At 70.0% G+C, this 22,447-nt stretch carries 21 protein-coding genes; 14 read left to right on the forward strand and 7 right to left on the reverse strand.

From position 1 onward, the window contains the following. The first annotated feature begins 176 nt into the window (after positions 1 to 176). Positions 177 to 1,148: a PDR/VanB family oxidoreductase gene (locus tag D7V88_RS21360; RefSeq protein WP_120542501.1), complete on the forward strand. Its 972-nt coding sequence runs from the start codon at positions 177 to 179 to the stop codon at positions 1,146 to 1,148. Positions 1,149 to 1,239: 91 nt separating this feature from the next. Further along, a complete protein-coding gene (locus D7V88_RS21365) occupies positions 1,240 to 1,917 on the forward strand; it encodes an RDD family protein (RefSeq protein ID WP_120542502.1) in 678 nt (225 codons plus the stop codon). A 43-nt stretch (positions 1,918 to 1,960) separates the two neighbouring features. On the opposite strand, the gene D7V88_RS21370 is transcribed toward D7V88_RS21365, so the two are convergent. Then, on the reverse strand, positions 1,961 to 4,279 hold the full coding sequence (locus D7V88_RS21370; protein WP_244238294.1) for a serine/threonine protein kinase: 2,319 nt from the start codon (positions 4,277 to 4,279) through the stop codon (positions 1,961 to 1,963). A gap of 314 nt (positions 4,280 to 4,593) precedes the next feature. On the opposite strand from D7V88_RS21370, the gene D7V88_RS21375 reads away from it, so the two are divergent. The 3 genes from D7V88_RS21375 (at position 4,594) to D7V88_RS21385 (ending at position 8,258) form a co-directional block, all read left to right on the forward strand. After that, a complete protein-coding gene (locus D7V88_RS21375; RefSeq protein WP_120542503.1) occupies positions 4,594 to 6,342 on the forward strand; it encodes a S8 family serine peptidase in 1,749 nt (582 codons plus the stop codon). A gap of 193 nt (positions 6,343 to 6,535) precedes the next feature. Further along, positions 6,536 to 6,943: a hypothetical protein gene (locus D7V88_RS42625; RefSeq protein WP_147448801.1), complete on the forward strand. Its 408-nt coding sequence runs from the start codon at positions 6,536 to 6,538 to the stop codon at positions 6,941 to 6,943. Between the two features lie 151 nt (positions 6,944 to 7,094). After that, positions 7,095 to 8,258, forward strand: coding sequence for a cytochrome-c peroxidase (locus D7V88_RS21385; protein ID WP_120542518.1), 1,164 nt, complete (start codon positions 7,095 to 7,097; stop codon positions 8,256 to 8,258). 2 nt (positions 8,259 to 8,260) lie between these two features. Here D7V88_RS21385 and D7V88_RS21390 read toward each other — a convergent pair whose 3' ends face one another. The 3 genes from D7V88_RS21390 to D7V88_RS21400 form a co-directional block, all read right to left on the reverse strand. Beyond that, positions 8,261 to 9,700 carry a M24 family metallopeptidase gene (locus D7V88_RS21390; RefSeq protein WP_120542505.1) on the reverse strand — a complete coding sequence of 480 codons (1,440 nt, stop codon included), beginning with the start codon at positions 9,698 to 9,700 and terminating at the stop codon, positions 8,261 to 8,263. A 145-nt stretch (positions 9,701 to 9,845) separates the two neighbouring features. Further along, positions 9,846 to 10,976 carry a Kelch repeat-containing protein gene (locus tag D7V88_RS21395; protein ID WP_120542506.1) on the reverse strand — a complete coding sequence of 377 codons (1,131 nt, stop codon included), beginning with the start codon at positions 10,974 to 10,976 and terminating at the stop codon, positions 9,846 to 9,848. Positions 10,977 to 11,126: 150 nt separating this feature from the next. Next, entirely contained in the window at positions 11,127 to 11,441 is a 315-nt protein-coding gene (locus tag D7V88_RS21400) for a DUF2171 domain-containing protein (RefSeq protein ID WP_120542507.1), read from the reverse strand. Between the two features lie 173 nt (positions 11,442 to 11,614). Here D7V88_RS21400 and D7V88_RS21405 point away from each other — a divergent pair, with 173 nt between their 5' ends. The 5 genes from D7V88_RS21405 (at position 11,615) to D7V88_RS21425 (ending at position 16,093) form a co-directional block, all read left to right on the forward strand. After that, positions 11,615 to 11,812 (forward strand): hypothetical protein, encoded by a 198-nt coding sequence (locus D7V88_RS21405; RefSeq protein WP_120542508.1) that lies wholly within the window; start codon positions 11,615 to 11,617, stop codon positions 11,810 to 11,812. A 206-nt stretch (positions 11,813 to 12,018) separates the two neighbouring features. After that, positions 12,019 to 12,207, forward strand: coding sequence for a hypothetical protein (locus D7V88_RS21410; protein ID WP_208726393.1), 189 nt, complete (start codon positions 12,019 to 12,021; stop codon positions 12,205 to 12,207). Positions 12,208 to 12,330: 123 nt separating this feature from the next. Next, positions 12,331 to 14,682, forward strand: a complete 2,352-nt coding sequence (locus D7V88_RS21415; protein ID WP_120542520.1) for a glycosyltransferase — start codon at positions 12,331 to 12,333, stop codon at positions 14,680 to 14,682. Then, the gene (locus tag D7V88_RS21420; protein ID WP_120542509.1) at positions 14,679 to 15,410 is read left to right on the forward strand and encodes a WG repeat-containing protein; all 732 of its coding nucleotides are present in this window, start codon (positions 14,679 to 14,681) and stop codon (positions 15,408 to 15,410) included. The genes D7V88_RS21415 and D7V88_RS21420 overlap by 4 nt, the downstream gene beginning before the upstream one ends. Further along, on the forward strand, positions 15,407 to 16,093 hold the full coding sequence (locus tag D7V88_RS21425) for a hypothetical protein (protein WP_147448802.1): 687 nt from the start codon (positions 15,407 to 15,409) through the stop codon (positions 16,091 to 16,093). Before D7V88_RS21420 ends, D7V88_RS21425 begins: the two co-directional genes overlap by 4 nt. A 13-nt stretch (positions 16,094 to 16,106) precedes the next feature. Here the strand turns inward: D7V88_RS21425 and D7V88_RS21430 are convergent, their stop codons facing one another. The 3 genes from D7V88_RS21430 to D7V88_RS21440 form a co-directional block, all read right to left on the reverse strand. Next, entirely contained in the window at positions 16,107 to 17,126 is a 1,020-nt protein-coding gene (locus D7V88_RS21430) for an ABC transporter ATP-binding protein (RefSeq protein WP_120542521.1), read from the reverse strand. 139 nt (positions 17,127 to 17,265) lie between these two features. Further along, positions 17,266 to 17,550, reverse strand: coding sequence for a DUF427 domain-containing protein (locus D7V88_RS21435; protein WP_120542511.1), 285 nt, complete (start codon positions 17,548 to 17,550; stop codon positions 17,266 to 17,268). A gap of 44 nt (positions 17,551 to 17,594) precedes the next feature. Continuing rightward, a complete protein-coding gene (locus D7V88_RS21440) occupies positions 17,595 to 18,422 on the reverse strand; it encodes an alpha/beta fold hydrolase (protein ID WP_120542512.1) in 828 nt (275 codons plus the stop codon). 177 nt (positions 18,423 to 18,599) lie between these two features. On the opposite strand from D7V88_RS21440, the gene D7V88_RS21445 reads away from it, so the two are divergent. From D7V88_RS21445 to D7V88_RS21460, 4 genes are read left to right on the forward strand one after another with little or no spacing between them, the layout of a single operon-like run. After that, positions 18,600 to 20,663, forward strand: a complete 2,064-nt coding sequence (locus D7V88_RS21445) for a HEAT repeat domain-containing protein (RefSeq protein WP_120542513.1) — start codon at positions 18,600 to 18,602, stop codon at positions 20,661 to 20,663. A 29-nt stretch (positions 20,664 to 20,692) separates the two neighbouring features. Then, entirely contained in the window at positions 20,693 to 21,382 is a 690-nt protein-coding gene (locus D7V88_RS21450; protein ID WP_244238295.1) for a hypothetical protein, read from the forward strand. Positions 21,383 to 21,414: 32 nt separating this feature from the next. Continuing rightward, positions 21,415 to 21,969 (forward strand): hypothetical protein, encoded by a 555-nt coding sequence (locus tag D7V88_RS21455; RefSeq protein ID WP_120542515.1) that lies wholly within the window; start codon positions 21,415 to 21,417, stop codon positions 21,967 to 21,969. Between the two features lie 22 nt (positions 21,970 to 21,991). Further along, positions 21,992 to 22,171: a hypothetical protein gene (locus D7V88_RS21460; RefSeq protein WP_147448803.1), complete on the forward strand. Its 180-nt coding sequence runs from the start codon at positions 21,992 to 21,994 to the stop codon at positions 22,169 to 22,171. Positions 22,172 to 22,447: the final 276 nt, after the last annotated feature.

Genomic DNA, 22,447 nt, shown 5'->3' on the forward strand with positions numbered 1-22,447 from the left:
CCCTCGCCCCTCGCGTCCGCACGGTGGGCAGGCAGACAAGCGGCGGTTGTCCGCAAAGCGTCAGCAAGGCCGTCCCCGCGCCCACTGCTCGGGCCCCGGGCCCATGGCCACCGTGCCCGACGCCGGAAGACCGGCTGGCCTTGCGTGGGCGGCGGGTCGGGGAACAGGGGCATACCGTGACGACGAAGACGCTGCGCTTGCGGGTGGCGCGCATCACCCCCGTGGCCGAGGGCATCCGGTCCTTTGAGCTGGTTTCCAGGGACGGCCGCGCGCTGCCCGACTTCGAGGCGGGCGCCCACCTGGATGTCCAGGTGCCGACGCTCAACGGCATGCGGCAGTACTCCCTGTGCAACGACCCGGGCGAAACGCACCGCTATGTCATCGCCGTGCAGCGCGATGCGAACGGACGCGGCGGTTCACGGGCCATGCACGACCACGTCCACGTGGGCGACACGCTCACCGTGAGCGAGCCCGTCAACGACTTCCCCCTCCTCTACGCCCGCAGCTACGTGCTCATCGCGGGCGGCATCGGCATCACCCCGCTGCTGTCCATGGCCCGACTGCTGGAGCGCACCGGCGCGGAGTGGGTGCTGCACTACTGCGCTCGCGACGCGGGCAGGACCGCCTTCCGGGAGCTGTTGACCTCGCCCTCCTTCGCGGGCCGCGTGCACCTGCACCATGACGGAGGCGACCCGGCGAAGGGCCTGGACGTGCGCGCGCTGCTGTCCACGCGCGGTCCGGGCACGCGGCTGTACTGCTGCGGTCCGTCGGGCCTGATGAAGGCCGTGCGCGAGGCGGCCCTCCTGAACCGGTGGCCCTGGGAGAAGGTCCACTTCGAGGCCTTCACCGCCGAGGGCACCGCCGCCACCCACTCGACGCCAGAGGAGGACTTCGAGGTGACCCTGCGCAGCACCGGCCAGGTCCTGCGCGTTCCGGCCGGGAAGAGCGTGCTCAACGTGCTGCGCACCCATGGGGTGAAGGTGGAGAGCGACTGCGAGGCCGGCTCCTGCGGCACCTGCCTCACCCGCGTGTGCGAGGGCACCCCCGAACACCGCGACACGTTCTTCCAGACGGAGCCCGCGGGCGAGGCTCGCATGCTGGTGTGCGTCTCGCGCGCACGTTCCAAGCGGCTGGTGCTGGACCTGTAGTAGGAGCACGGGCCGGGACGCTCTCGCGTTGGAGCGCCTTGCGCCGCGTGGGCGGACTGACGTCTTCCCCGCGCGCACACGAAAGAGGCCGATGAGCGACGGGGCGTTGTTCTCCATGGAGACCATTCCCACCGAGGCCCGGTATCAGGGCCGGCTGTGGGTGGCGGATCTGCTGGACCTCACGGGTTCGATCATCGTGGGCTGGGGTGCGGTGCGCGCGGCGGAGCAGTTGTCCACCGCGGGCGCGCTGGCGCTCGCGAGTGCCGTGACGTGGTTCGTCCTGTCCGCCGTGGGCGGGCTGACGGGCCGCACCCCGGGCCGCCACTTCCTGGGCCTGAAGCTGGAGCGCGAAGGCGGACGTGCGCCGGGGCCAGGCACGGGGCTCCTGCGGGGCCTCACCGCGCCAGTGGAGTTGCTGCTCCAGGTGGTGCTGCAACAGCGGCCGCTGGACGCGCGCCTGGGGGTACACGCGGTCGCGATCGCGGGTGGAGCTCGCGGGTGGTTCAAGGCCCTGGCGCCCCAGCTCATCGGGGTGGCGCTGCTCGCGGGCGCGGTGTGGAGCATCGTCACGCCCACCCGGCAGGAGATGCTCCAGTACCTGGACCGCACGCTGACCGGTTGGCACTGCTGCCACGGCACGCGAGATGTGACGTGGCAGTGCCGCACGTCCATGTCCCGCGCGGTGCGCAACGCGAAGGGAGGCGACGCGGAGGTGGCGAGCTTCCTGCGCACGGAGTGCCCCGTGGGGGCCGCGCGACTGGGGCCCTGAGCGACACGGGCCGGGGGCTCTTCAACGGAGGGAGCGCCCGGACCTAATCGTCCAGCACGAAGTCCCCCTGGCCTTCCTTGCAGATCACGCGCACCACACGCAGGGGCACCTCGGGCGCGGTGGACTGCACATTGAAGTAAGGCTTGCCCGTCTTCACAATGTGCTTCCCGTAGGACTTGAGCGACGTCATCCCCGCCTGCTGGCGCCTGTGCAGGATGATCTTGCATTCCGTCCAGGGGATGGAGTCCTCGTTGATGATGGTGAGGGTCCGGTTGACGTTGAAGCCCAGCAGACCGTCCGTCGTCGCGGAGCCCAGCAGCCTGCGCGGTGCTGCGGGCTTCTCCTCGGGCAGCGGCTGCACGACAGGCTCGGGCATCACGGGCGTGGACGGGCGCTTGTCGAGCACCACATAGCGCGTGCCCTTCGCCGCATCCGCTTCTTCGTCCAACCGCACGGTGAACTGATCCCGATTGGGGTGGCGGACGACCTCCACACGGGCTGAGCCCAGCAGCGGGCGCTTGTTGGAGCCTCGCGCCACCGGAGCCCCCACCACCTGCAACACCGCCCCACTGTTGAGCCCAGGCCACGCATCCACCTTCACCACGCGCTGGCCTCCCGACGTTTCATCGATGGGCGCCACCTTCGTGTTCACGGCCACCAAGGACGGAGTCCGCCGCGTCGTCTTCGACGCCGACGCCACCTTCACGTCCGGACGCTTGCTGGGAACCTCCACCGGAACAGGTTCCACGCCCGCGTCCGGCACCGCGTTCTCCGCGACGACGGGCGCCACGTCGGGAGGCGGCGTCACTTCCGGAGGCGGCGTCACCACGGGAGTCGGCTCGGGCGCGGCCACCACCGGCTCCGTCGGGGTGACGGGCGTCGTCGGCGCGACGGCCGTGGACAGCGTGTTCGCGTGAATCACATACGTGGTGATGCCCACCGTGGCACCCACCAGCAGCAGCGCGGCCACGGCGATCTGCGCCAGCGGCCGGCGGCGCTCCGGCTTCTCCAATGCCTGTTCAGCGGGGGCTCCCGCCGCGGCCTGGAGATCCGACACCCGGTGCACCGCGGTGGCGCCCAGCGCGGACGCATCCAGCGCTTCATCACTCCGGGCCACGCCCCCGGAACCCCTCGTGCTCGGAGCCGGAACCGCCCCACCGGAGACGAACGTCCCCGAGGGCCCTCGCGTCAGCTCCGGTTCGATGCGCCCGGTGTCCCGCCGCACGGCCGCATCGCCGGACGTCCTCACCGCCGTGGCCTGGAAGGCCGCGCCCGACTCCGGACCTGCCCCAGGCTCGCCATACATGCCGGTGCCGGAACCGGAAGCCGAACGCGCGACGGGCGGCGGCGTGCGGCGCTCCCCCGCGACGTTGGACGCCAGCTTGCGCTGCTCCGCGAAGGCCTCCGGGCACAGGGCGCGCACGAACTCGCCCACCTCCTCCGCCCCCATCGCCGCCCCGGTGCGCAAGAGCTCCGCGTTGAGCGCGCGACCGAAGTCGTCCGCCCGCAGGTAGCGCTCCGCCGGCACCGGCGCGAGCGCCCGGCGCAACACCCCTTCCAGCGACGGGTCCACGTCCGGCCGGAGGTCCGCCAGCGGCGGCACCACCGGATTCGACATGGCCGCCATCATCTCCCCGACGGTCCCGTGGGGAACCAGCCCACGCCCCGCCAGCATCTCCCACACCACCACCGCGCAGGAGTAGATGTCGCTGCGGTGGTCCAGGGGCTCGGCGCGCACCTGCTCCGGGGACATGTAGCCCAGCTTCCCCATCACCGTGGCCGGCAGCGTGTACTTGCTGCGCGCGGTGGACTTCGCGAGGCCGAAGTCGATGACCTTCACCTCGCCCTCGTACGACACCATCACGTTGTGCGGGGACACGTCCCGGTGGACGATGCCCAGGGGGTCTCCCTCCGGGCCCGTCTTGCGGTGCGCGTACCCCAGGCCTTCCGCCATGCGCTGGCCAATGTAGAGCGCCACCGGCGCCGGCACCGACCGCCCCTGCACCCGCGCCTGCTCCAGCAGGTACCCCAGGTCCACACCCGCCACGTACTCCAGGGCCATGTAGTAGGTGCCGTCCGCCTCGCCCATGTCGTACACCTGGGCGATGGAGGAGTGCACCAGGTGCACCAGCACCTTGGCCTCGTGGTGGAACCGGTCCAGGAACTGCCGGTCCTTCACCAGCGCCGGCAGGATCGTTTTCACGATGCAGGGCTTCTCGAAGCCCGCCGCCCCGGTCAGCTTCGCCAGGTACACCTCTCCCATGCCGCCCTGGCCCAGGAGATGGACGAGCTCGTAGCGCCCGAAAAACCGAGGGGACTCTGGGGGTGCGGTGCTCATGGCGTCGATGTGGGAGCGCAGCACGGACTCCCCCATGGAATCAAGCCGCGCGCCCCGCTTCGCCCCTTCTTCTCAAACCCCAGACACCGCGCGCCAGCAAAAGAGAAAGTCCCGGAGCAAACGGAAAACCCGACGGCGTGTTCCTCCTGACAACAGGCGGGGTGTGAACCCGAGCACGTCCGGGGCCCCGTGCCCCCCGGAACGTTGCGACTCCTTCCCCAGATGCGTTCCCTGAAGTGCGGACCGCCTCCTTCCTCCGGGAGGGTGGCGGGCACCCGCTGGCCCCCCGGCCGGTGGGAGGCCTCTTGCGAGGTCGTCGTCCTGGAAGGAGTCGCGTCATGAAGCGATGGGGATTCGTCGGGTTGCTGGCGCTGATGGCATGTGGGCCGGAGTCGCCCACGCAGGGTCTGGCGCGGGGGCAGACCTGCCCGGGTGTCGTCGTCGGAGAGGCAACGAGCCGCCAGGGCCTGGACGCGCCGCTGCCCTCCCGGGGGCAGAGCGACGGACGCATGCCGGTCATCATCCGCTTCCACCGGGGCAGCCAGACGCGGGCCTCGCACGTCTCCTCGGCCGGCGCCACCCTGACGCGAGGCACGGGCGCGAAGGTGAGCGCCGTCTTCCGCAACATCCCCGCGGTGGCCGCGCGCGTGACGCCCCTGGAGCGGCTGCTGCTGGAAAAGAGCGAGCTGGTGGAGAGCATCGAGGAGGATCAACGCTGGTCCTCGCAGGGCCTGCCGCCCGCGCTGACGCTCCCCGTGAGGGCGTCCGCGTTGGGCGCCTCGCCGTCCAACGAGTACTCCGAAGGGCTGCGCCTGGTGCAGGCACCGGAGGTGTGGGACGCGGACGGAGACGGCGTGCTGGACCCGGGCGCCCCCACCGGCGAGGGCGTGCGGGTGTGCGTCATCGACAGCGGACTGGACCTGGACCATCCGGAGTTCCAGGGCGCCGTGGTGGGCAGCCACGACTTCCTGGAGGACGACGACGACGCGACCGACAAGAGCAACCAGGGCGAGTGGGGCCAGGGCCACGGCACGCACGTGGCGGGCATCATCGGCGCCCGGCTGGGACAGGGCGGCGTCGCGGGCCCGGGGCCAGGCACCGGCGGCATGGTGGGCGTGGCCCCCGGCGCGTCGCTGCTCATCGCGCGCGTGTTGGATCCGCAGGGCTACACGCAGATGAGCTACGTGTTCTCCGCGCTGGAGTGGTGCGAATCCCAGGGCGCGCGCATCGTGTCGCTGTCGCTGGGTGGGGGCACGCCCACGCGCAACTCCGTGGAGGTGTTCAAGGCGGTGCTGGACCACGGGCTGCTGGTGGTGGCGGCCGCGGGCAACCAGGGCGGCCCGGTGATGTACCCGGCGTCGGACCCTTCCGTGCTCGCGGTGGGCGCGGTGGATGCGGACGAGCGGCGCGCGAGCTTCTCCAGCATGGGCAGCGCCCTGGGGCTGATGGCGCCCGGCGTGGACGTGCTGTCCACCTTCCCCCGGGGCCTGGGCACCTTCGCGGAGATGTCCGTGAACGACATGATCCCCATGTCGCGCTCGCTGCTGTATTCACCCACGGGCAACACGCTGGGACGGCTGGTGGACTGCGGCCTGGGGGATTCCCTGGACTCGTGCGAGGGCGCCACCTGTGACGGTTTCGTGGCCTACGTGCACCCGGGCGCGGTGCCCGTCGACCAGGCCATGTCCAACGTGATGATGCAGGGTGCGCATGCGGTCATCTTCGGCAACGAGGACGCCCCCGCGGGCGGCGCGGCGGCCATCCTCTCCCTGCCCCGCCGCGGACGCTGGGCGCCCGCCGTCAGCGTCAACCAGGCCACCGGCACCATGCTGCGCCAGCGCCTGGGCACCTTCGCGCGGCTGAGCCTGGTCCCGGTGGACTACGCCTACCTGTCCGGCACCTCCATGTCCGCGCCCTTCGTGAGCGGCGTGGCGGCACTTCTCTGGAGCGCCCATCCCACGCTCACGCCCCAGCAGGTGCGCGAAGCGCTGGAAGCCTCCGCGCGCGACCTGGGCACACCCGGCAAAGACCCCGTGTTCGGTCACGGACTGGTGCGCGCACGTGACGCTTTGCAGCGTGTCCCGTGATGCCGGTTTCTCATTCCCTGGGACTCAAGCGGACAGTGTTGATCAACGGAAATCCACTCCAGGAATGCAATCGCGAATGCACCTCCGCGTGGAATGAAGGCGCGGCGCGATTGTACGAGGCGCGCGCGAATGGCGTGTCTGGAAGACAGCCAGTCAGCGCGAAAACCCTTTCATTCTTGAATTGAGGATCTCCATGTTGCGAATTGCTGTTGCCGCCATCGTCCTTGCCGTGACCGGTTGCGCCTCGTCGTCGAGCGGCGTGGCGGCTGGAGGGCGCGGGGGCAACGCCACGGTCACTGGCAGCATCACGTACCCGGAGAGCGGGCTGCAGGGAAGCCCGTGCTCGTCGGTGAGCGTGAAGGTGACCGAGGGAAACTCCGCCGCGCTGGGTTCCGGCGAGGTGAAGCAGAGCCGCAAGAACACCTGCAGCTACACCGTGGGAAACCTGCCGGACGGCGCGGAGCTGAAGGTGGAGCTGGTGGTGGACGCGGGCCTGAAGTGCGCCAGCGGCGCGGCCCCCACGGCCAGCCCGGAGCCCACGACGGTGAACATCGGCCGCTTCGGCGCGAAGGTCATCAGCTACAAGCTCGCCTGCGGGTAGCCTCCGGGCACCGGAAGGCCGGAGCATGAAGAACGGGGATGCGCCAGGGCGGGGCATCCCCGGTTTCGCGAGAATGGCAGGAGAGCCTGCGAGTAGGTTCTTCCAGGGACCATTGATTGCCGAACACAAGGGCGCGAAGCTCTTGCGGCCCATGTCCCTGTTCCGTCTGCGTACCGCCGTGCTCGCCCTGACCCTCCTGGGGACGGGTTGTGAATCCGAAGTCCCCTTTCCCACCGAGGACGAACTCGACCAGTTGAGCACGCTGCACACGCCGAGCTTGAAGCCGGAGGTGGACCTCACGAACAAGTGGGGGGACAACGCTTCCGCGGCGGCGCTGGGCCACCGGCTGTTCGAGGACGAAGGACTGTCGCGCTGCGGGACGGTGTCCTGCCGAAGCTGCCACACCGGGGACAGCTACACGGTGGAGACGGCCACGGCGGAGGGCTGCGGGGGCCAGCGCACGGAGCGCAATCCGCCCAGCCTGCTCAACGCGGGCTACAACCGCTGGTTCATGTGGGATGGCCGGGCGGACCGGCTCTGGTCGCAGGCGGTGCTGCCGCTGACGAACCCGGTGGAGATGGACTCGGACGCCAACGTGGTGCGCGCGCGGCTGGTGGCGGACCCGGCGTACGTGTCGGCGTACACGCAGTTGTTCGGCACGGCGCCCGGGGACGAATCGGACGGGGACCGGCTGATGGCCAACGTGGGCAAGGTGCTGGCGGCATACCAGCGCACGCTCAACCGGACGGCTTCGCCCTTCGACGAGGACGTGCGGCGCTTCCTTGCGGCGGTGGAGGCGGGCACGCAGGAGCAGGACCCGGCGTACCTGGGCCTGAAGACCTTCGTGCGCAAGGGCCAGTGCGTGGTGTGCCACAAGGGCCGGATGCTGTCGGACGACAAGTTCCACAACCTGGGCCTGACGGACACGGGCGCCGGCAAGCGCGGTCAGGCGGACGTGGTGGATTCGCTCCTGTCCTGGAAGTTCAACGCCGCGGGCCTCTTCAGCGACGCGCCCACGGGCCTGGACGCGGCGCGGCTGCCCACGCTGCGCGCGCAGGCACAGAGCAAGCCGGACGAAGTGGTGGGCGCCTTCCGCACGCCGACGCTGCGCAACGTGGCGCTGAGCGCGCCGTACATGCACACCGGCGCGGAGAAGACGCTGGAGGACGTCGTCGACTTCTACAACGAGGGCGGCGACCCGGCCGGCACGTTCCCCGGCGTGCGGACGGTGACCATCGTCAAGCTGGACCTGAGCGACGAGGAGAAGCAGGCGCTGGTGACGCTGCTCAAGTCCATGACGGGCGCGGTGCGCTGAGTTCAGCGCACCAGGTGGAAGGTCGTCTGACGCTGGAAGGCCCAGTGCACGGCGCCTTCCGCGTCCAGCACCACGTCCTCCTCCTGGGCGGAGCGCACGGGCTGGCCGTTCCACTCCGGGACGGGGCTGGTGGCCTGCAGCTCGATGGAGAACCAGGTGGACGGAATCACGCGGTGCTCGCCATTGCCGGGCACGCCCTCCTGCCGGTCCCACATGCCAATCATCGGGCCGGCGCCATGCCCGTGCAGGCCAATGGGGTGTGAATACACGGTGCCGTCGATTCCCTCCGCCTTCATGCGCGCGAGCGAGGCGCGCAGCACCTCGTTGCCGGTGCGGCCCGGCTTGAGCTCCCCGGTGACGATGTCCTGGAGCCGGTTGGACGCCTTGAGCGCGGCCTTGAGGCCTTCGGGGACGTCCTTCTCGCCTTCGCGCAGCACGTAGCCCATGTGCTGGGTGTCGGTGTTGAGGCGCAGCGCGGTGATGCCGTAGTCGCAGTGGAGCACGTCGCCGCGCTGGATGACGGGGCTGTCGCCCAGTTGCTCCTCGGTGGCGCCCTTGCGCTGCACGTCCACGTCGGGCTGGAACCAGGTGTCCAGGCCCTGGTCGGCCAGGCGCTGGCGCATCCACCACTCCACGTCCTTCGTGGTGGTGACACCGGGGGTGATGACGGCGTTGGAGAAGGCGGTCTGGATGATGTTCCAGGCGTGCTTCGTGAGGTCCTCGTAGAAGCGGACCTCGTCGGCGCTCCGCCAGCCGAGCACGTCCAGGGGCAGGCCGCCCGCGGGCTTGAAGCGCTTCACCCAGGCGGGGCCCAGGGCCTGGGCCATGCCTTCGTATTCGCCGTGGGTGAGGCCGTCGGCGAAGGCGATGGCGGGGGACACGTCGATGGCGATGGACTGGGGCTTGCGCTCCTCCACCACCTGCTTGAGCAGGGGCCACTGTTCGGGGCCCAGGAGTTCGGCGGGGCGCTGGGCGCCGCCCCGGTCCACGAGCTGCGGCGCGCGCCGGGCCTCGTAGAGACCGCCCTGCGTGCTGCCGCCCAGGGCCAGCCGCTCCACGCCCTTGTCACCGCCCCGGTCGAAGAAGACGTAGATGGTGCGGCGGCGGGCGGCGAAGGTGGTGGGGGCCACGAGCGCCTTGAAGACGGGGTCTTCGTTGTACTCGCGCATGGGGACGATCCACATCTGCACGCCGTGCTTGCGCATGAGCTGGGGCAGCGCGGTCTCCAGGCGTTCACGAAGCCAGGCCTGCTGGCGGTCCGCCTGTTCGCGCAGCGTGCCGAAGGGGCGCTCCGGCGTGGCGGGCGCGGGCGCGGCGGCGACAGCGGGCGCGGCGGCGACAGCGGGGGCCGGGGCTTCGGTCTTCGCGGTCGGGACGGGCGCGGTGGCGCAGGCGGTGGAACAGACGAGCGGGACGACGAGCAGGTGTTTCCAGGAGCGCATGGGCGCGCAGTCTGTCACGCACGTCCGCGAGGTGCGAAGAAAGACAGACGCCCTCCGGGTCCCGGGTTGCCGGTCAGCCGTGAAAACCAGACACGCTGTGCTGGCTTCACGTTGAATCCGTGGAGCGTCTGCCCAAAACCCGGGCCTACTCTTCTGGCGAGACCTGGGCCACGACCGGGGCCGGGACGTACTCCTCGCTCGTGGCCAGCGTGCCCAGTTCGTTCACGCCGCCCACCACCAGCACCGTGCCCCGGCGCAGCCACAGCGCGCCCGCTTCGCCTCGCGGCTCATGCAGCGTGGGGGCCTGCGTCCACGTGCCGCGCACCGGGTCGAACCGCTCCGCAGACGCGAGCGTGCCGCGCGTGGAGTGCTCGCCTCCTACCACCAGCACCGCGCCCTCCCCCGTCACCAGCGCCGCGTGGTGTTCACGCGGCACCGAGGGCGACTCCACCAACTCCCACGCGTTGCGCTCCGGCACGTACACCTCCGCCGTCTGCGCCGCGCGCGACGTGGTGCCGCCCACCACCAGCACGCGCCCATCCGGCAGCAGCGTCACCGTGTGCCCCAGCCGGTGCGTGCCCGCCGCGCCTCCCACCGCGCCCGCCTTCTCCCAGTGGCCCGTCACCGGGTCGTACAGTTCCGCTTGAAGCCCGCTCACGAAGAGCACCCGGCCCGACCGCAGCACCGCCGCCGTCCCCTCGCCTCCTCGCACGAAGCCCGGCGCCTCCGCCGGCCGCCACATCCCCGTCACCGGGTCGAACAGCTCCGCCGAACGCACCGGCCGCAGATCCACGTCCGTGCCGCCCGCCACCAGCACCTGCCCGTCCGGCAACAACACCGCCGTCGGGTCGTTGCGCGCCTCGCTCATGGGCGCCACCGCCGTCCACGTCCCCAGGTCCGGCGCGTACACCTCCGCGCTCGCCAGCGCGCCCATCGCCAGCCCGTTGGAGCCGCCCACCGCCAGCACCCGTCCGTCCGGAAGCCGCACCGCCGCGTGGTTGCGCCGCGCCGTGCGCAGCGCCCCCGTGGGCCGCCACCGTCCGGTGTCCGGATCGAAGACCTCGCTGGAACCCAGCGTGCGGTGCCCGTCGTGGCCCCCCGCCGCCAGCACCCGCCCATCCTCCAACGCCACGTAGGGCAGCAGCCGGCGCGGCGTGGACAACACGCCCGGCACCGGCGACTCCACGGCGCCCGCATCCGCTCGCGGCGCGGGCCCGCACGAGAACATCACTCCCAACCACAGCACCGTGACGCAAGATGTCGAAAGCCGTCGCATGACCCCACCGGGACGTCTGACCGAGGGGGTGTGTCTATCGCGCCGGTCTGACATTCCATGGCCGTGCGCCCCAATGATTCCGGGCTCTTGCCCTGCCCTCCGGGGTTGGAAACACCCCGTGCGTCCAGGCGTCCGGGAGCCGCTTCGACCTCAGTGCCGCATGGGACCCACGGGGTCGTTCGCGGGCTCCGCGTCCATCCCCTCGCTGTGCCGGGGCGGCAGGGCCCCACCGTCGTCATCCTCTTCCAGCGTGAGCTGCGGATGGTCCGCCGGCTTGAGCAGGATTTCGTCCTCGCGCACGGCGTCCACGTCGCTGAACTCAATGAGGTAGTCGCGCCGGGGAATGGGAACCAGGCCCTGCTCCAACTCGAAGTGCGTGTCGCCCACGCCCGCCACCCTGCCCAGCTTCTGTCCGTCAGCGGCTAGCACCGCCATGCCCTCTCGCACGTCGCCTGCGTGAATCATCGTGTCGCTCCTCGCGCATGGGGTCCTCACCAAGAGTGGGGTCGCTCCCGCCGCCGTGCGCGGTGCGGCAGGCAGCCCGGGGAGCCCCCGGGCAACCTTCCTCCATGGCAGGGGAACGGCCCGCTCATGCCCGGGCGCGGTGCCCAACGTTCACGAGAAGGAGGTCGCCCCCCATGCTGCTGGAACTGTCGAACGACGAATCACGCGTGCTGAAGGAAACCCTGGATGCGGCCCTGGGCACGCTCCGGGAGGAGCGCACGCGGACGGAAGCACGCGAGCTCCAGGACGCCCTGGGCCGGCGGTATGCCCTGCTCCAGTCCCTCCAGCGCCGCCTGGAACCCCTGGTGGACAGCGAGGAGATCTACGCCTGACCGGTCGCCCCAATCCCTCTCGCCCCCTTGACTTTGCGCCGAGCACCTCAACTGAGTAGTCTTTGACTTGAACACCGTAGAACCCAACTCATCCAAGCTTCACCCACGTTGGTCCGTGGCGCCCCCCGGGCGGAGGATGGGTTGGCCGTTGAATCCGGCAAGACCATCGAAGTGACGCCGGCAACCTCCACAGTGGAGCTGCCATCATGATGCTGTCCTCGAAGTCGTCCCAGAACCCCCAGAAGACTCGCACGAAGGCGGAGATCGACAACCGCGCGACGCAGTTGGATCCGCGGCAGGACGCGTACTGGAAGTCCCGTGGCATGACGGAGCGGCCGGTGGATGACTCGAAGCCCGAGCCCCCCGAGCCCTCGCAGCCGCTGTCGTCGAAGTAGCGACCTGCGTCCGAATGATCGTGGCACGGCTTCGCGCCCGTTCGCGAAGCCGTGCCGTCGTCCACGAAAACTCCATTTCCAGAGGCGCCCTGGCCCACGCCTGGGTGCCAAGGCCCTTTGAGCATGCGAATCCTTCAAGTCATCCATGGCTATCCCATGCGCTTCAACGCAGGGTCGGAGGTCTATACCCAGACACTCGCGCAGGGATTGGCGAACCGGCACGAGGTCCGGGTCTTCACGCGCCGCGAGGATCCCTTCATCCCGGACTACGACCTGACGCGTGAACACGATCCGGACGATCCCCGCATCACCCTGCATCTGGTCAACCTGCCCAACAGCCGGGACCGCTACCGGCACGAGGGCGTGGACCAACGCTTCGCGGAGGTCCTGGACGAATTCCGCCCGCAGGTCATCCACGTCGGCCACCTGAACCACCTGTCCACTTCCCTGCTGGAGGTAGGGGCCGCCCGTGGCATTCCCATCGTCTTCACCCTGCACGACTACTGGCTCATGTGTCCCCGGGGCCAGTTCATGCAGATGCACTCCGCGCCTTCAGAAAGCCCCTGGGCGGCCTGCTCGGGGCAGGAAGACCGCAAGTGCGCCGAGCACTGCTACGCGCGCTACTTCTCCGGAGCCCCCGACGCGCGGGCGGGGGACATCGCCTACTGGAGCCAATGGGTCCATGACCGGATGGACCACGTGCGGGAGATGATGAAGCACGTGGACGTCTTCATCGCGCCCTCGCGCTACCTGCTGGAGCGGTTCCAGAAGGACTTCGCGCTTCCCCCCGCGAAGTCGGTGTTCCTGGACTACGGCTTCGACCTGGAGCGCCTCCGTCACCGGCGGCGGACCGCCGAACCCGACCTCGTCTTCGGCTACATCGGCACGCACATCCCGGCCAAGGGCATCCACCATCTGCTCCAGGCCTTCGGGCAGGTGAAGGGTCAGCCACGGCTGCGCATCTGGGGACGGCCTCGCGGTGAGCACACTGAAACCCTCAAGGCCCTGGCACGCGCGCTTCCGGGAGACGCCAGCACGCGCGTGGAGTGGCTTGCCGAGTACCGCAACGCCGACATCGTGCGGGACGTGTTCAACCACGTGGACGCCATCGTCGTCCCCTCTATCTGGGTGGAGAACTCGCCCCTGGTCATCCACGAGGCACTCCAGGCCCGGGTGCCCGTCATCACCGCGGACGCCGGGGGCATGCGCGAATACGTCCGGGATGGGGAGAACGGCCTGCTCTTCGCTCATCGCGATCCCCAGGCGCTCGCCCAGGCCCTGCAACGGATGGTCGACGCACCGGAACTGGCCACCCGCCTGGGCGCCCGGGGCCACCTCTTCGGAGAAGCAGGAGACGTGCAGGGCCTGGAGGCGCATGTCGAGGCCGTGGAGGCCCTGTATGCACGCGCCATCCGGGAGCGCCGTGTCAGCCGTCCGCCCACCCGTCCAGGGCCGTGGCGCATCACCTTCGACACCAATCCCGACGACTGCAACCTGCACTGCATCATGTGCGAGGACCACTCGCCCCACAGCGACACCCAGCGTCTGCGGAAGGAAGCAGGCCTGGGCAAGCGCCGCATGCCGCTGGAGTTGCTGCGCCGGGTGATGGCGGACAGCGAGGGCACCCCGCTGCGGGAAGTCATCCCGTCCACCATGGGAGAGCCGCTGCTCTATCCCCACTTCGACGACATCATCGACCTGTGCATGGCGCACGGGGTGTGGCTGAACCTCACCACCAACGGGACGTTTCCCCGACGCGGAGCTCGGGGCTGGGCCCGGCGGCTGGTCCCCATCACCTCCGACGTGAAGGTGTCGTGGAATGGCGCCACGAAGCGGACACATGAGGCGGTGATGCCAGGCACCCGGTGGGAGCGCGTCCTGGAAAACCTCCGCCAGTTCCTGGACGAGCGCGACGCGCACGCCCTCCAGGGCGGCCATCGCTGCCGGGTGACGCTCCAGCTCACGTTCCTGGAGACGAACGTGGGCGAGTTGGCGGACATCGTCCGGCTGGCGGCGGGACTGGGCGTCGACCGCGTGAAGGGCCATCACCTGTGGGCCCATTTCGCCGCCATCCAACCCCTGTCCATGCGACGCAGCGCGGAGTCCCTCCATCGGTGGAACGACGCCGTCCGGGAGGCCCACGCGGTCGCGGAGAGCTGCCGGCGCCCTGACGGGAGCAAGGTGCTGCTGGAGAACATCCTTCCCCTGGGCGTGGAGGCCGTCACGGACCTGGCACCGGGCGCGCGCTGTCCCTTCCTGGGCAGGGAGGCCTGGGTCAGCGCCGTGGGCCGCTTCGATCCGTGCTGCGCACCCGACAAGGAGCGGCGGACGCTGGGCAACCTGGGCGACCTGAACGCGGTCGGCATCCAGGAGGTGTGGACCGGCGCGGCCTATCAACGGCTGCTGGCCAGCTACCAGGACCATCCCCTGTGCCGAGGCTGCAACATGCGCCAGCCAGCGAAAGAGGCTCCATGAGTCCCTGGTCCCGTACGCGTGTCGCTCCCGACCGGACCCATCACCTGCTGGACGGAGTGCCGCTCTACACTCCGCGCTTCACCGAGGTGCTCTCCTTCCACGAGCCCGGGCTCGCGGCGGCGCGGGACGACTCGGGCGCGTTCCACATCGACGCGCGGGGAGACGCGCTGTCTTCCCGCCGCTTCCAGCGGACATTCGGCTTCTACGAAGGGCTCGCGACGGTCATGACGCCGGAGGGCGCGTTCCACTTGCGCATAGACGGGCTGGACCTCACGCCACGGCGCTACGCGTGGTGCGGCAACTTCCAGGACGGACGCTGCCCCGTGCGGGACGAGGACGGCCGGTACTTCCACCTCGATCCTTCGGGGACGCCCGTCTATGCCGAGCGGTACGCATACGCGGGGGACTTCCGGGAGGGCTTCGCGGTGGTCCAGGAAGCCTCCGGGCTCCACCTGCACATCGACCGGCGGGGACGCGCGTTGAATGCGCGGCGCTTCCTCGACCTGGATGTCTTCCACAAGGGCTTCGCCCGGGCCCGGGACGCACGCGGCTGGCACCATGTCGATGCGACCGGGGCGCCCCTGTATCCCCAGCGCTTCGCCGCCGTGGAGCCCTTCTACAATGGACAGGCGCGCGTGGAGGCCCAGGAAGGCGCGCTGCGAATCATCGACGAGCGGGGCGTGACCGTGCGCGACCTGCGTGCGCACGCACCGGAGCAGCCGGCATGAGGACCGCGCTTCGCCCAACACCGGCGCTGGAGGTACTGCACGAGGACGCCGTGGTCATGTTTGCCCAGGAGGTGCTCGGGCCCGTGCTCAACGTCCCCTTCCCAGGTCGGCTCTTCCTGGCGGGGGGCGCCTTCAAGTCGCTGATCCATGGCCGTCCTCCGCATGACCTCGACCTGTGGCCCGCGACACCGCTGGACCGGGAGGCCCTCTGCGTCCACCTCCGGGCCCGCGGGGCCTGCCCCAGGGACGACAACCCACCCTTCCAGACCTCCTTCCAACTGGCAGGACACCGCGTCGAGGTGGCCTACGACTGCACGCCCAAGAGCCTGGAGGAGCGCCTGTCCCGGTTCGACCTGGGACTGTCCGCCGTGGGCGTGGAATACGCGGCGGGCCGATGGCGCGGCTTCGTGCATCCCCTGGCGAGGGAGTCCCTCCAAAGCCGGGAGGTGCTGCTGCTGCGCCCGTTGGCCAACTGGAAGTACCTGCTGGCTACGCTCGAAAGGATGCGGCGCTATGGCGAAGAGCTGGGGTACTCCGTCCCGGCTCCGGAAGAACAATGCCTCTGGGACCTGTTCGACGCGCAGCCCCGTGCATCCCAAGAGGCGCTGATGGCACGCCACGCACGGGTCGCACGCGACGGTGGGACGGTTCTCGCGGAAGCCCGCGCGAGGCTTCGCCCTTGAGCCATGGGGAAACTCACCGCGCCACCGCGAGCCCCGTCTTCCCGTCGAACCTGCGCAGGTAGCGCGCATCGTGGCGCAGCCACACGGTGTCTCCGCTCGCGGCGCGGAAGTCTCCGGGCGCCCGCGCCACCAGCCGCTCGCCGCCCGTCTCCACCGTCACCCAGACCTCCGCGCCCATGGGCTCCACCAGGTACACGCGCGCCTCGCGCGCATCCGCGGGACGCTCCCCCTGGCCCACCTGGAGGTGCTCCGGCCGCAGGCCCAACACCGCGTCCTCCGGTGGCAGCCCCAGCGTGTCCGGCTTCACCAGGTTGATGCGCGGCGAGCCGAAGAAGCCCGCCACGAACAGGTTCGCCGGGGCGTCGTACAGCTCGCGCGGCGGGGCCACCTGCTGCACCTCGCCCTGGCTCATCACCACCACGCGGTCCGACAGCGTCATCGCCTCCGCCTGGTCGTGCGTGACGTAGATGAACGTGGCCTGGAGCTGCTCGTGCAGCTTCTTGATCTCCCCGCGCATCTGCGTGCGCAGCGCCGCGTCCAGGTTGGACAGGGGTTCGTCGAACAGGAACACCTTGGGCCTGCGCACCAGCGCGCGCCCCAGCGCCACCCGCTGCCGCTGTCCGCCCGACAGCTCCTTCGGCCGGCGCGCCAGCAGCGCCTCCAGCCCCAGCACCCCGGACACCTCGCGCACCCGCGCGTCGATGTCCCTCGCCCCCATTCCCGCCACCTTCAGCGGGAACGCCAGGTTCCCCGCCACGTCCAGGTGCGGGTAGAGCGCGTAGCTCTGGAACACCATCGCGATGTCGCGCTCGCGCGGGGACAGGTCGTTCACCACCTGCCCGTCGATGCGCAGCGTGCCGGCCGACAACTCCTCCAGCCCCGCGATGAGGTTCAACGTCGTGGACTTGCCGCACCCGGACGGGCCGACGAGCGACACGAACTCGCCATCCGCGATGTCCAGCGTCACGCCCTTCACCGCCGCCACCCCGCCCCGGTACACCTTGCGCACATCCTGCAGGGACACCGTCGCCACCCGCGCCACCTCCACCTGGAAGAAGGACCGGCGCGCCATCCTCACGCGCGGTTCGAGAAGGCGGCCAGCATCGCCGCTCCCGCGCGGACGACAAGCCCGTCTCCACGGGCACGTACACCCGAGGACATCCGGGCGCCCGTCAGCGCTCCACCGTCACGCCCTTCCAGAAGGCCACATGGTCCCGGATGTTGGCCGCGGCGGTCTTCGGCGCCGGGTAGAACCAGGCGGCGTCGGCGTTCGTCTTCCCGTCCACCTCCACGGAGTAGTAGCTGGCCTCGCCCTTCCAGGGGCACTGCGTGTGGGTCGCGCTGGGCTTGAAGTGTTCCCGGTTCAGGCTGTCGGGCGGGAAGTAGACATTGCCCTCCACCTCTTCGAAGCGGTCACTCTTCGCGAGCACGGCGCCATTCCATTTCGCGACTGGCATTGAACACCCCTCCTGCGGTCTGACGGTTCTTCGGTAACCGCGCTTCAGCCAGTGTGCGCGGCGTTCGTGGAGGCGTGCTCGGTGAGGAAGGGAGCGAGTTCAGCATTCACCAGCGCCGGCTCCTCCACCGTGGACGAGTGCCCGCCGCGCGACAGGCGCACCAGCTTCGAGCCCGGGATGAGGGAATGGATGCGCTCCGCCTTCGCGGGCACCGTGGCGCGGTCCTCCTCGCCCACGATGACCAGCGTGGGCGTGCGGATGCGCGGCAGCTCCTCCGGGACGCCCTTGCGCTTGATGACGCCGTTGACGGCGCGCCAGATGTCGCGACGGTTCTGGCGCAGGCGCGCACGCCACAGCGCCCGCTCCGCCTCGCGGCCCGGGTCGGTGAGGAACGACGTGCCGAACATGATGCGCATCACCGGCCCCGTCACGGGCCCCAGGCCCAGGTAGCGGGCCACCAGGTTGAGCGCGGTGTAGCGGGGAATATTCGCGGTGGGCTCGGGGTCGGTGGAGGTCTCCAGCAGCACCAGCGAGCGCACCAGGTCCGGCCGACGCGCGGCCAGCCGCAGGCCCACGAAGCCGCCCATGGACAGGCCCACGAAGTGGACGGGCCCCACGCCCAGCGACTCGATGAGCGCCACCGCGTCCGCGTACACCGTCTCCATGTCGATGACGGCGTCGGACGGCACCTCGCTCTGGCCCTGTCCCCGGTGGTCATAGGAGATGCAACGGAAGCGGCCGCGCAGCGCCTCCACCTGCGGGTCGAACAGGCGCGTGCTCCACAAGAGGCCATGGCTGAAGACGATGACGTCTCCCGTGCCGCCGGTGTCCTCGTAGTACAGCCGGGTTCCATTCACGGACCGCATGGGCATGGGACGAGCTCCTGTCGGGTGAAGGTGACGGCGGCCGCCACCCTAGTCCAGGGCTCGCCGGGACCGCAGCACTCCCTGGGAGGGCGGTGTCCACTGGAAGAGACAGGCTACCCGGGCTCGCTCGGAGCGCCGCTTGTGCCGCCCGGCCGTCCGGAGGAGCATGGATGGCACCTCCGGATGCGCACTTCTCGCCCTGTCCTCGTCGCCCTCGCGGTGGTCGCCGTCCTCGCCGTGGGCCTGTTCTTCGCCCTGCGCCCGGCCGCGACCTCCGCGCCTTCGGTTCCCGTCACCCGGGCCGCCACGCCGCCCTCCGTGCTGGACGCGGGGAGCCCCGCCGCTCCCGTGCCGGTGAAGACGGCGGCCGCCCCCGCGAAGCCGCCGAACCACTTCGTGGGCTCCGAGGTGTGCGCGGACTGCCACGAGGAGCAGCACACCGGCTGGAAGCACGACTGGCATGCCCGGGCGCTGTCACCGGCGACGAAGCAGTACGCGGTGGGCACGTTCACGGGCGCGGGCACGCACTTCAAGGGCGAGTCCAGCGAGGCGTGGATGCGCCGCGACGGAGGCAAGTACCTGATGCGCACCCGGGGCGCGGACGGGAACCTGGGCGAGTGGCCGGTGCAGTGGCTGGTGGGCGGCAAGCGGATGCAGGACCCCATCACGCTGCTGCCAGACGGACGCTGGCAGGTGTTGCCGGTGTACTTCCACGTGACGGGCAAGGGCGAGTGGGTGGACTACTCGGAGAAGAAGCAGGGCCCGCTCGCGCCAGACCATCCGTTCTTCTGGGCGAACTTCCGTCGCAGCGCGCAGCACGCGTGTCTGGACTGCCACGTGACGGGATTGGACGCGCGCTACGACCGCGCGAACCACCAGTGGACGACGACGTTCGCGGACGCGGGCGTCGCGTGCGAGTCCTGCCACGGACAGGGCGGAAGGCACGCGGAGTCGCAGGAAGCGGCGGACATCGTCCAGCCGGCGAAGCTGGGCGCGGCGGAAGGCTTCGCGGTGTGCGCGCAGTGCCACGGGCCCCGGCGCACGCTGTTCCCGATGCTGGACGCGGCGCACCGCTACCAGCCCGGCCAGCGCTACGAGGCGAACTACCAGCCCATGGTGCTGCTGGTGGGCAACGAGCGCTCCGGCGACTTCTTCAGCGACGGGCGGCCCAGCACCTCCAGCTTCGAATACCAGGCGCTCATCCAGTCCAAGTGCCACACCCAGGGCGGGGCCACGTGCCTGACGTGCCACACGGCGCCGCATGATCCGCACGCGCCCAATGAGGTGAAGCCGCTGACGAAGGCGGTGGCGGCGCGCACGTCCGCGAACGCGGCGACGTGCCAGGGCTGTCACGCGGAGGTGGTGGCGCAGGGGGACAAGCACACGCACCACAAGGCCGCGGCGGCGCAGGACTGCATCGCGTGTCACATGCCGCCGGTGGTGTCGGGCGTGTTGGATCACTTCGCGGACCACACGCTGGACGTGCCGGTGCCACAGAACTCGGCACGCCACGACGTGCCCAACGCGTGCAATGCCTGTCACACGAAGGAGACGCCGGACGCGATGGGTCAGGCGTTGACGAAGTGGTGGCCCCAGGCGGCGCAGCGCCAGCAGCGGCGACTGCGGCTGGCGGATGCGTTCGATGAGAAGACGGCGGCGCAGAGCCGGGGCCCGCTGGAGGCGGTGCTGGCGGACACGACGGAGGCGGGCACGCTCCGGGGCGCGGCGGCGAAGTTCCTGGCGCGAAGGTTCAAGCGCGAAGCAGTGCCGGCGCTGCGGGCGGGCTTGAAGGGCGCGACGGACAGCACGTTGCGCTCGGACCTCATCGACGCGCTGGGCAGCGTGAACGCGCGCGAGGCGACGGAGGACCTGGTGCCGCTGCTGAAGGACGACTCGCTGTGGGTGCGGCAGGGCGCGGCGCTGACGCTGGCGTCGTTCGGGGATGCGCGGGCGATGCCGGCGCTGGAGTCCCTGGCGAACCAACCGGAGACGAGCGGACTGGTGCAGCCGCACGTGATGCTGGGGCAACTGGCGATGCGCAAGCGGGACGTCGTCACGGCGACGCGCGAGTTCGAGCGGGCGCTGGATTTGCAGCCCTACAACGCGGACGTGCTGGTGCGGCTGGCGGACCTGTACATGGTGCAGGGCAACGTGGCGAAGGGCCGCGAGCGGCTGGAAGAGGCACTCCGGTTCGACCCGCAGAGCCGGTCGGCGAAGCAGCGGTTGGGGATGATGCCGGCGCCGTGACGAGGCCGTGGCTTCCGGGATGGCTGGGCTTGAGTCTCGTACTGGCGTGCGCCCAGCCTGCGGCGGCACCGGGTGTCATCCCGATCAACGCGCGTGACATTCCCGAGCGGATCGCGGGCCCCATGCCGGGCTTTGGACCTTTCGATACGTATTCGGACGCACTCATCTCCGCATGCTCGATGCTGCTGAAGCAGCCCCATGCCACCGCGGGCCGCCCCTCGGACATGAACTTCCGGCTGAGGTGGGACCTCTCGCAGGAGTACTGCGCCTGGGTCTATTACACGCCCGACGAGCGGTTCGAGATGAGCATGATGGCAGTGACCACGCTCCAGGATGCGCGTGGCAAACGGACCTGTCGCCTGCCTCCCACCGTGGACGATGCCCGATACCCTCCCGAGAGCATCGGCTATGTGTATCTGCTCCACACCCATCCCTATGAGGGAGAACTCACGGAGCAGGACATCCGCTACATCGTCTCCATGGGACTGGCCCATGGCTGGGAAGTGAAGACGAAAGCGGGGATGCTTCGACTGTCCCTGGTGGCGTTCTTCTCGGCCTCGAACAACCCTGCGAGTCCCACCTGCGACGGCTTCTTCCAATACACGCCCACGACTGGCGACCTGTCCAAGTGGACGAATGAGCAGAGCCTGTGGAGTCGCAAGTCGCTGGGCACCGTGGTCTGGACCAGCGAGCAGACCTACCGGATCGACCGCCACTGACTGCACGGTCAAGGCATCAGCGAAGAGGCCCCATGGCGACCAAGTGCTTCATGATTCTGACCGCCGCGCTCCTGGCGGGATGTCCACGGAACCCACCCGTCCGCGACGCCCTGGTGAATGACACGTCCATCGAATTCCCCAGCTTCTTCGAGCGGCCCCCGGTGCAGGCAGGCTCCGAAGGAGTGCCGGTCGAACTCAGTGGCACCGTCCTGCGCGCGGTCGAACTCGCCGCCGACGATTTCCTCGGGCCCCAGAATGTCGACACGCCCTGCACGGACCGCCGGGAGTCACACCGGTACAGGGTCATTCAACGACAAGGTGTCCTCTTCATCCGGATCGATGAAGATCCTCAAGCCTGTGGTCTGGCTGTTCCGGGGCTGCACTCCGGCGCGCAGTATGCGGTGGGCAGCGACGGCACGCTTCTGCGCCGCCTCCGTGATGGCGAACCCGATTCATCCAGGAAGCCACTGGACGCAGGGCCTGGCACTCCGGTGCCTTCATCGGAAGTCGGCCGGTCATTCGAACCGCCGGATGGCTCCGTTCCCCTGCCGTTCAGCCTTGAATCCAGAAAGGATGCAGGGCTCTGAACTTCCTCGCGAGGACGCCGTGATGGACAAACTGGACCCGCTTCTGGAATCACCGGGACCTCTCGGCTGGCAGAACTTCACCATCGACTCCTTTCTCGACGCGAGCGCATCCTGGGCCGAGGCGTCAAGCGACTGGGACCCGCGCGAGAACCCCTGGCGCCGCTGCGCGAGCATCCTGTTCGCCGGCAAGTTCTACGAGTGACCTCCCGGAGCATCCTCCGGGTCCTCTGTCATTGATTGTCATCCTGCCCACCAGGGCAGGACCGACGTTCAGTCCAACCGCTGCCAGGCAATTCCGTGTTGTCCATTGGAGCGCTGCGGGGGCGCCCCCATGGCGGGGGGCTGGTTTCGCCCCTACCTGGGGGGCACCCTTTATGAACGCCCTCCCGTTCGCAGCCCTGCTGGCCCAGCTCGGAGCCTCCGGCGGGCTCTCCGCCCAACCCGGTGCTGAACACGCCCAGGTCCTGGCCCAGAGCCC

Origin of the sequence: Corallococcus terminator (genome assembly GCF_003611635.1) — a bacterium.
GTDB lineage: Bacteria > Myxococcota > Myxococcia > Myxococcales > Myxococcaceae > Corallococcus > Corallococcus terminator.

Bases quoted from the DNA above. Each gene is read 5' to 3' on its own strand.
- D7V88_RS21365 (WP_120542502.1), top strand. From the start codon at position 1,240: ATGAGCGACGGGGCGTTGTTCTCCATGGAGACCATTCCCACCGAGGCC.
- D7V88_RS21375 (WP_120542503.1), top strand. From the start codon at position 4,594: ATGAAGCGATGGGGATTCGTCGGGTTGCTGGCGCTGATGGCATGTGGG.
- D7V88_RS42625 (WP_147448801.1), top strand. From the start codon at position 6,536: ATGTTGCGAATTGCTGTTGCCGCCATCGTCCTTGCCGTGACCGGTTGC.
- D7V88_RS21385 (WP_120542518.1), top strand. From the start codon at position 7,095: ATGTCCCTGTTCCGTCTGCGTACCGCCGTGCTCGCCCTGACCCTCCTG.
- D7V88_RS21390 (WP_120542505.1), bottom strand. From the start codon at position 9,700: ATGCGCTCCTGGAAACACCTGCTCGTCGTCCCGCTCGTCTGTTCCACC.
- D7V88_RS21395 (WP_120542506.1), bottom strand. From the start codon at position 10,976: ATGCGACGGCTTTCGACATCTTGCGTCACGGTGCTGTGGTTGGGAGTG.
- D7V88_RS21400 (WP_120542507.1), bottom strand. From the start codon at position 11,441: ATGATTCACGCAGGCGACGTGCGAGAGGGCATGGCGGTGCTAGCCGCT.
- D7V88_RS21405 (WP_120542508.1), top strand. From the start codon at position 11,615: ATGCTGCTGGAACTGTCGAACGACGAATCACGCGTGCTGAAGGAAACC.
- D7V88_RS21410 (WP_208726393.1), top strand. From the start codon at position 12,019: ATGATGCTGTCCTCGAAGTCGTCCCAGAACCCCCAGAAGACTCGCACG.
- D7V88_RS21415 (WP_120542520.1), top strand. From the start codon at position 12,331: ATGCGAATCCTTCAAGTCATCCATGGCTATCCCATGCGCTTCAACGCA.
- D7V88_RS21420 (WP_120542509.1), top strand. From the start codon at position 14,679: ATGAGTCCCTGGTCCCGTACGCGTGTCGCTCCCGACCGGACCCATCAC.
- D7V88_RS21425 (WP_147448802.1), top strand. From the start codon at position 15,407: ATGAGGACCGCGCTTCGCCCAACACCGGCGCTGGAGGTACTGCACGAG.
- D7V88_RS21435 (WP_120542511.1), bottom strand. From the start codon at position 17,550: ATGCCAGTCGCGAAATGGAATGGCGCCGTGCTCGCGAAGAGTGACCGC.
- D7V88_RS21440 (WP_120542512.1), bottom strand. From the start codon at position 18,422: ATGCCCATGCGGTCCGTGAATGGAACCCGGCTGTACTACGAGGACACC.
- D7V88_RS21445 (WP_120542513.1), top strand. From the start codon at position 18,600: ATGCGCACTTCTCGCCCTGTCCTCGTCGCCCTCGCGGTGGTCGCCGTC.
- D7V88_RS21455 (WP_120542515.1), top strand. From the start codon at position 21,415: ATGGCGACCAAGTGCTTCATGATTCTGACCGCCGCGCTCCTGGCGGGA.
- D7V88_RS21460 (WP_147448803.1), top strand. From the start codon at position 21,992: ATGGACAAACTGGACCCGCTTCTGGAATCACCGGGACCTCTCGGCTGG.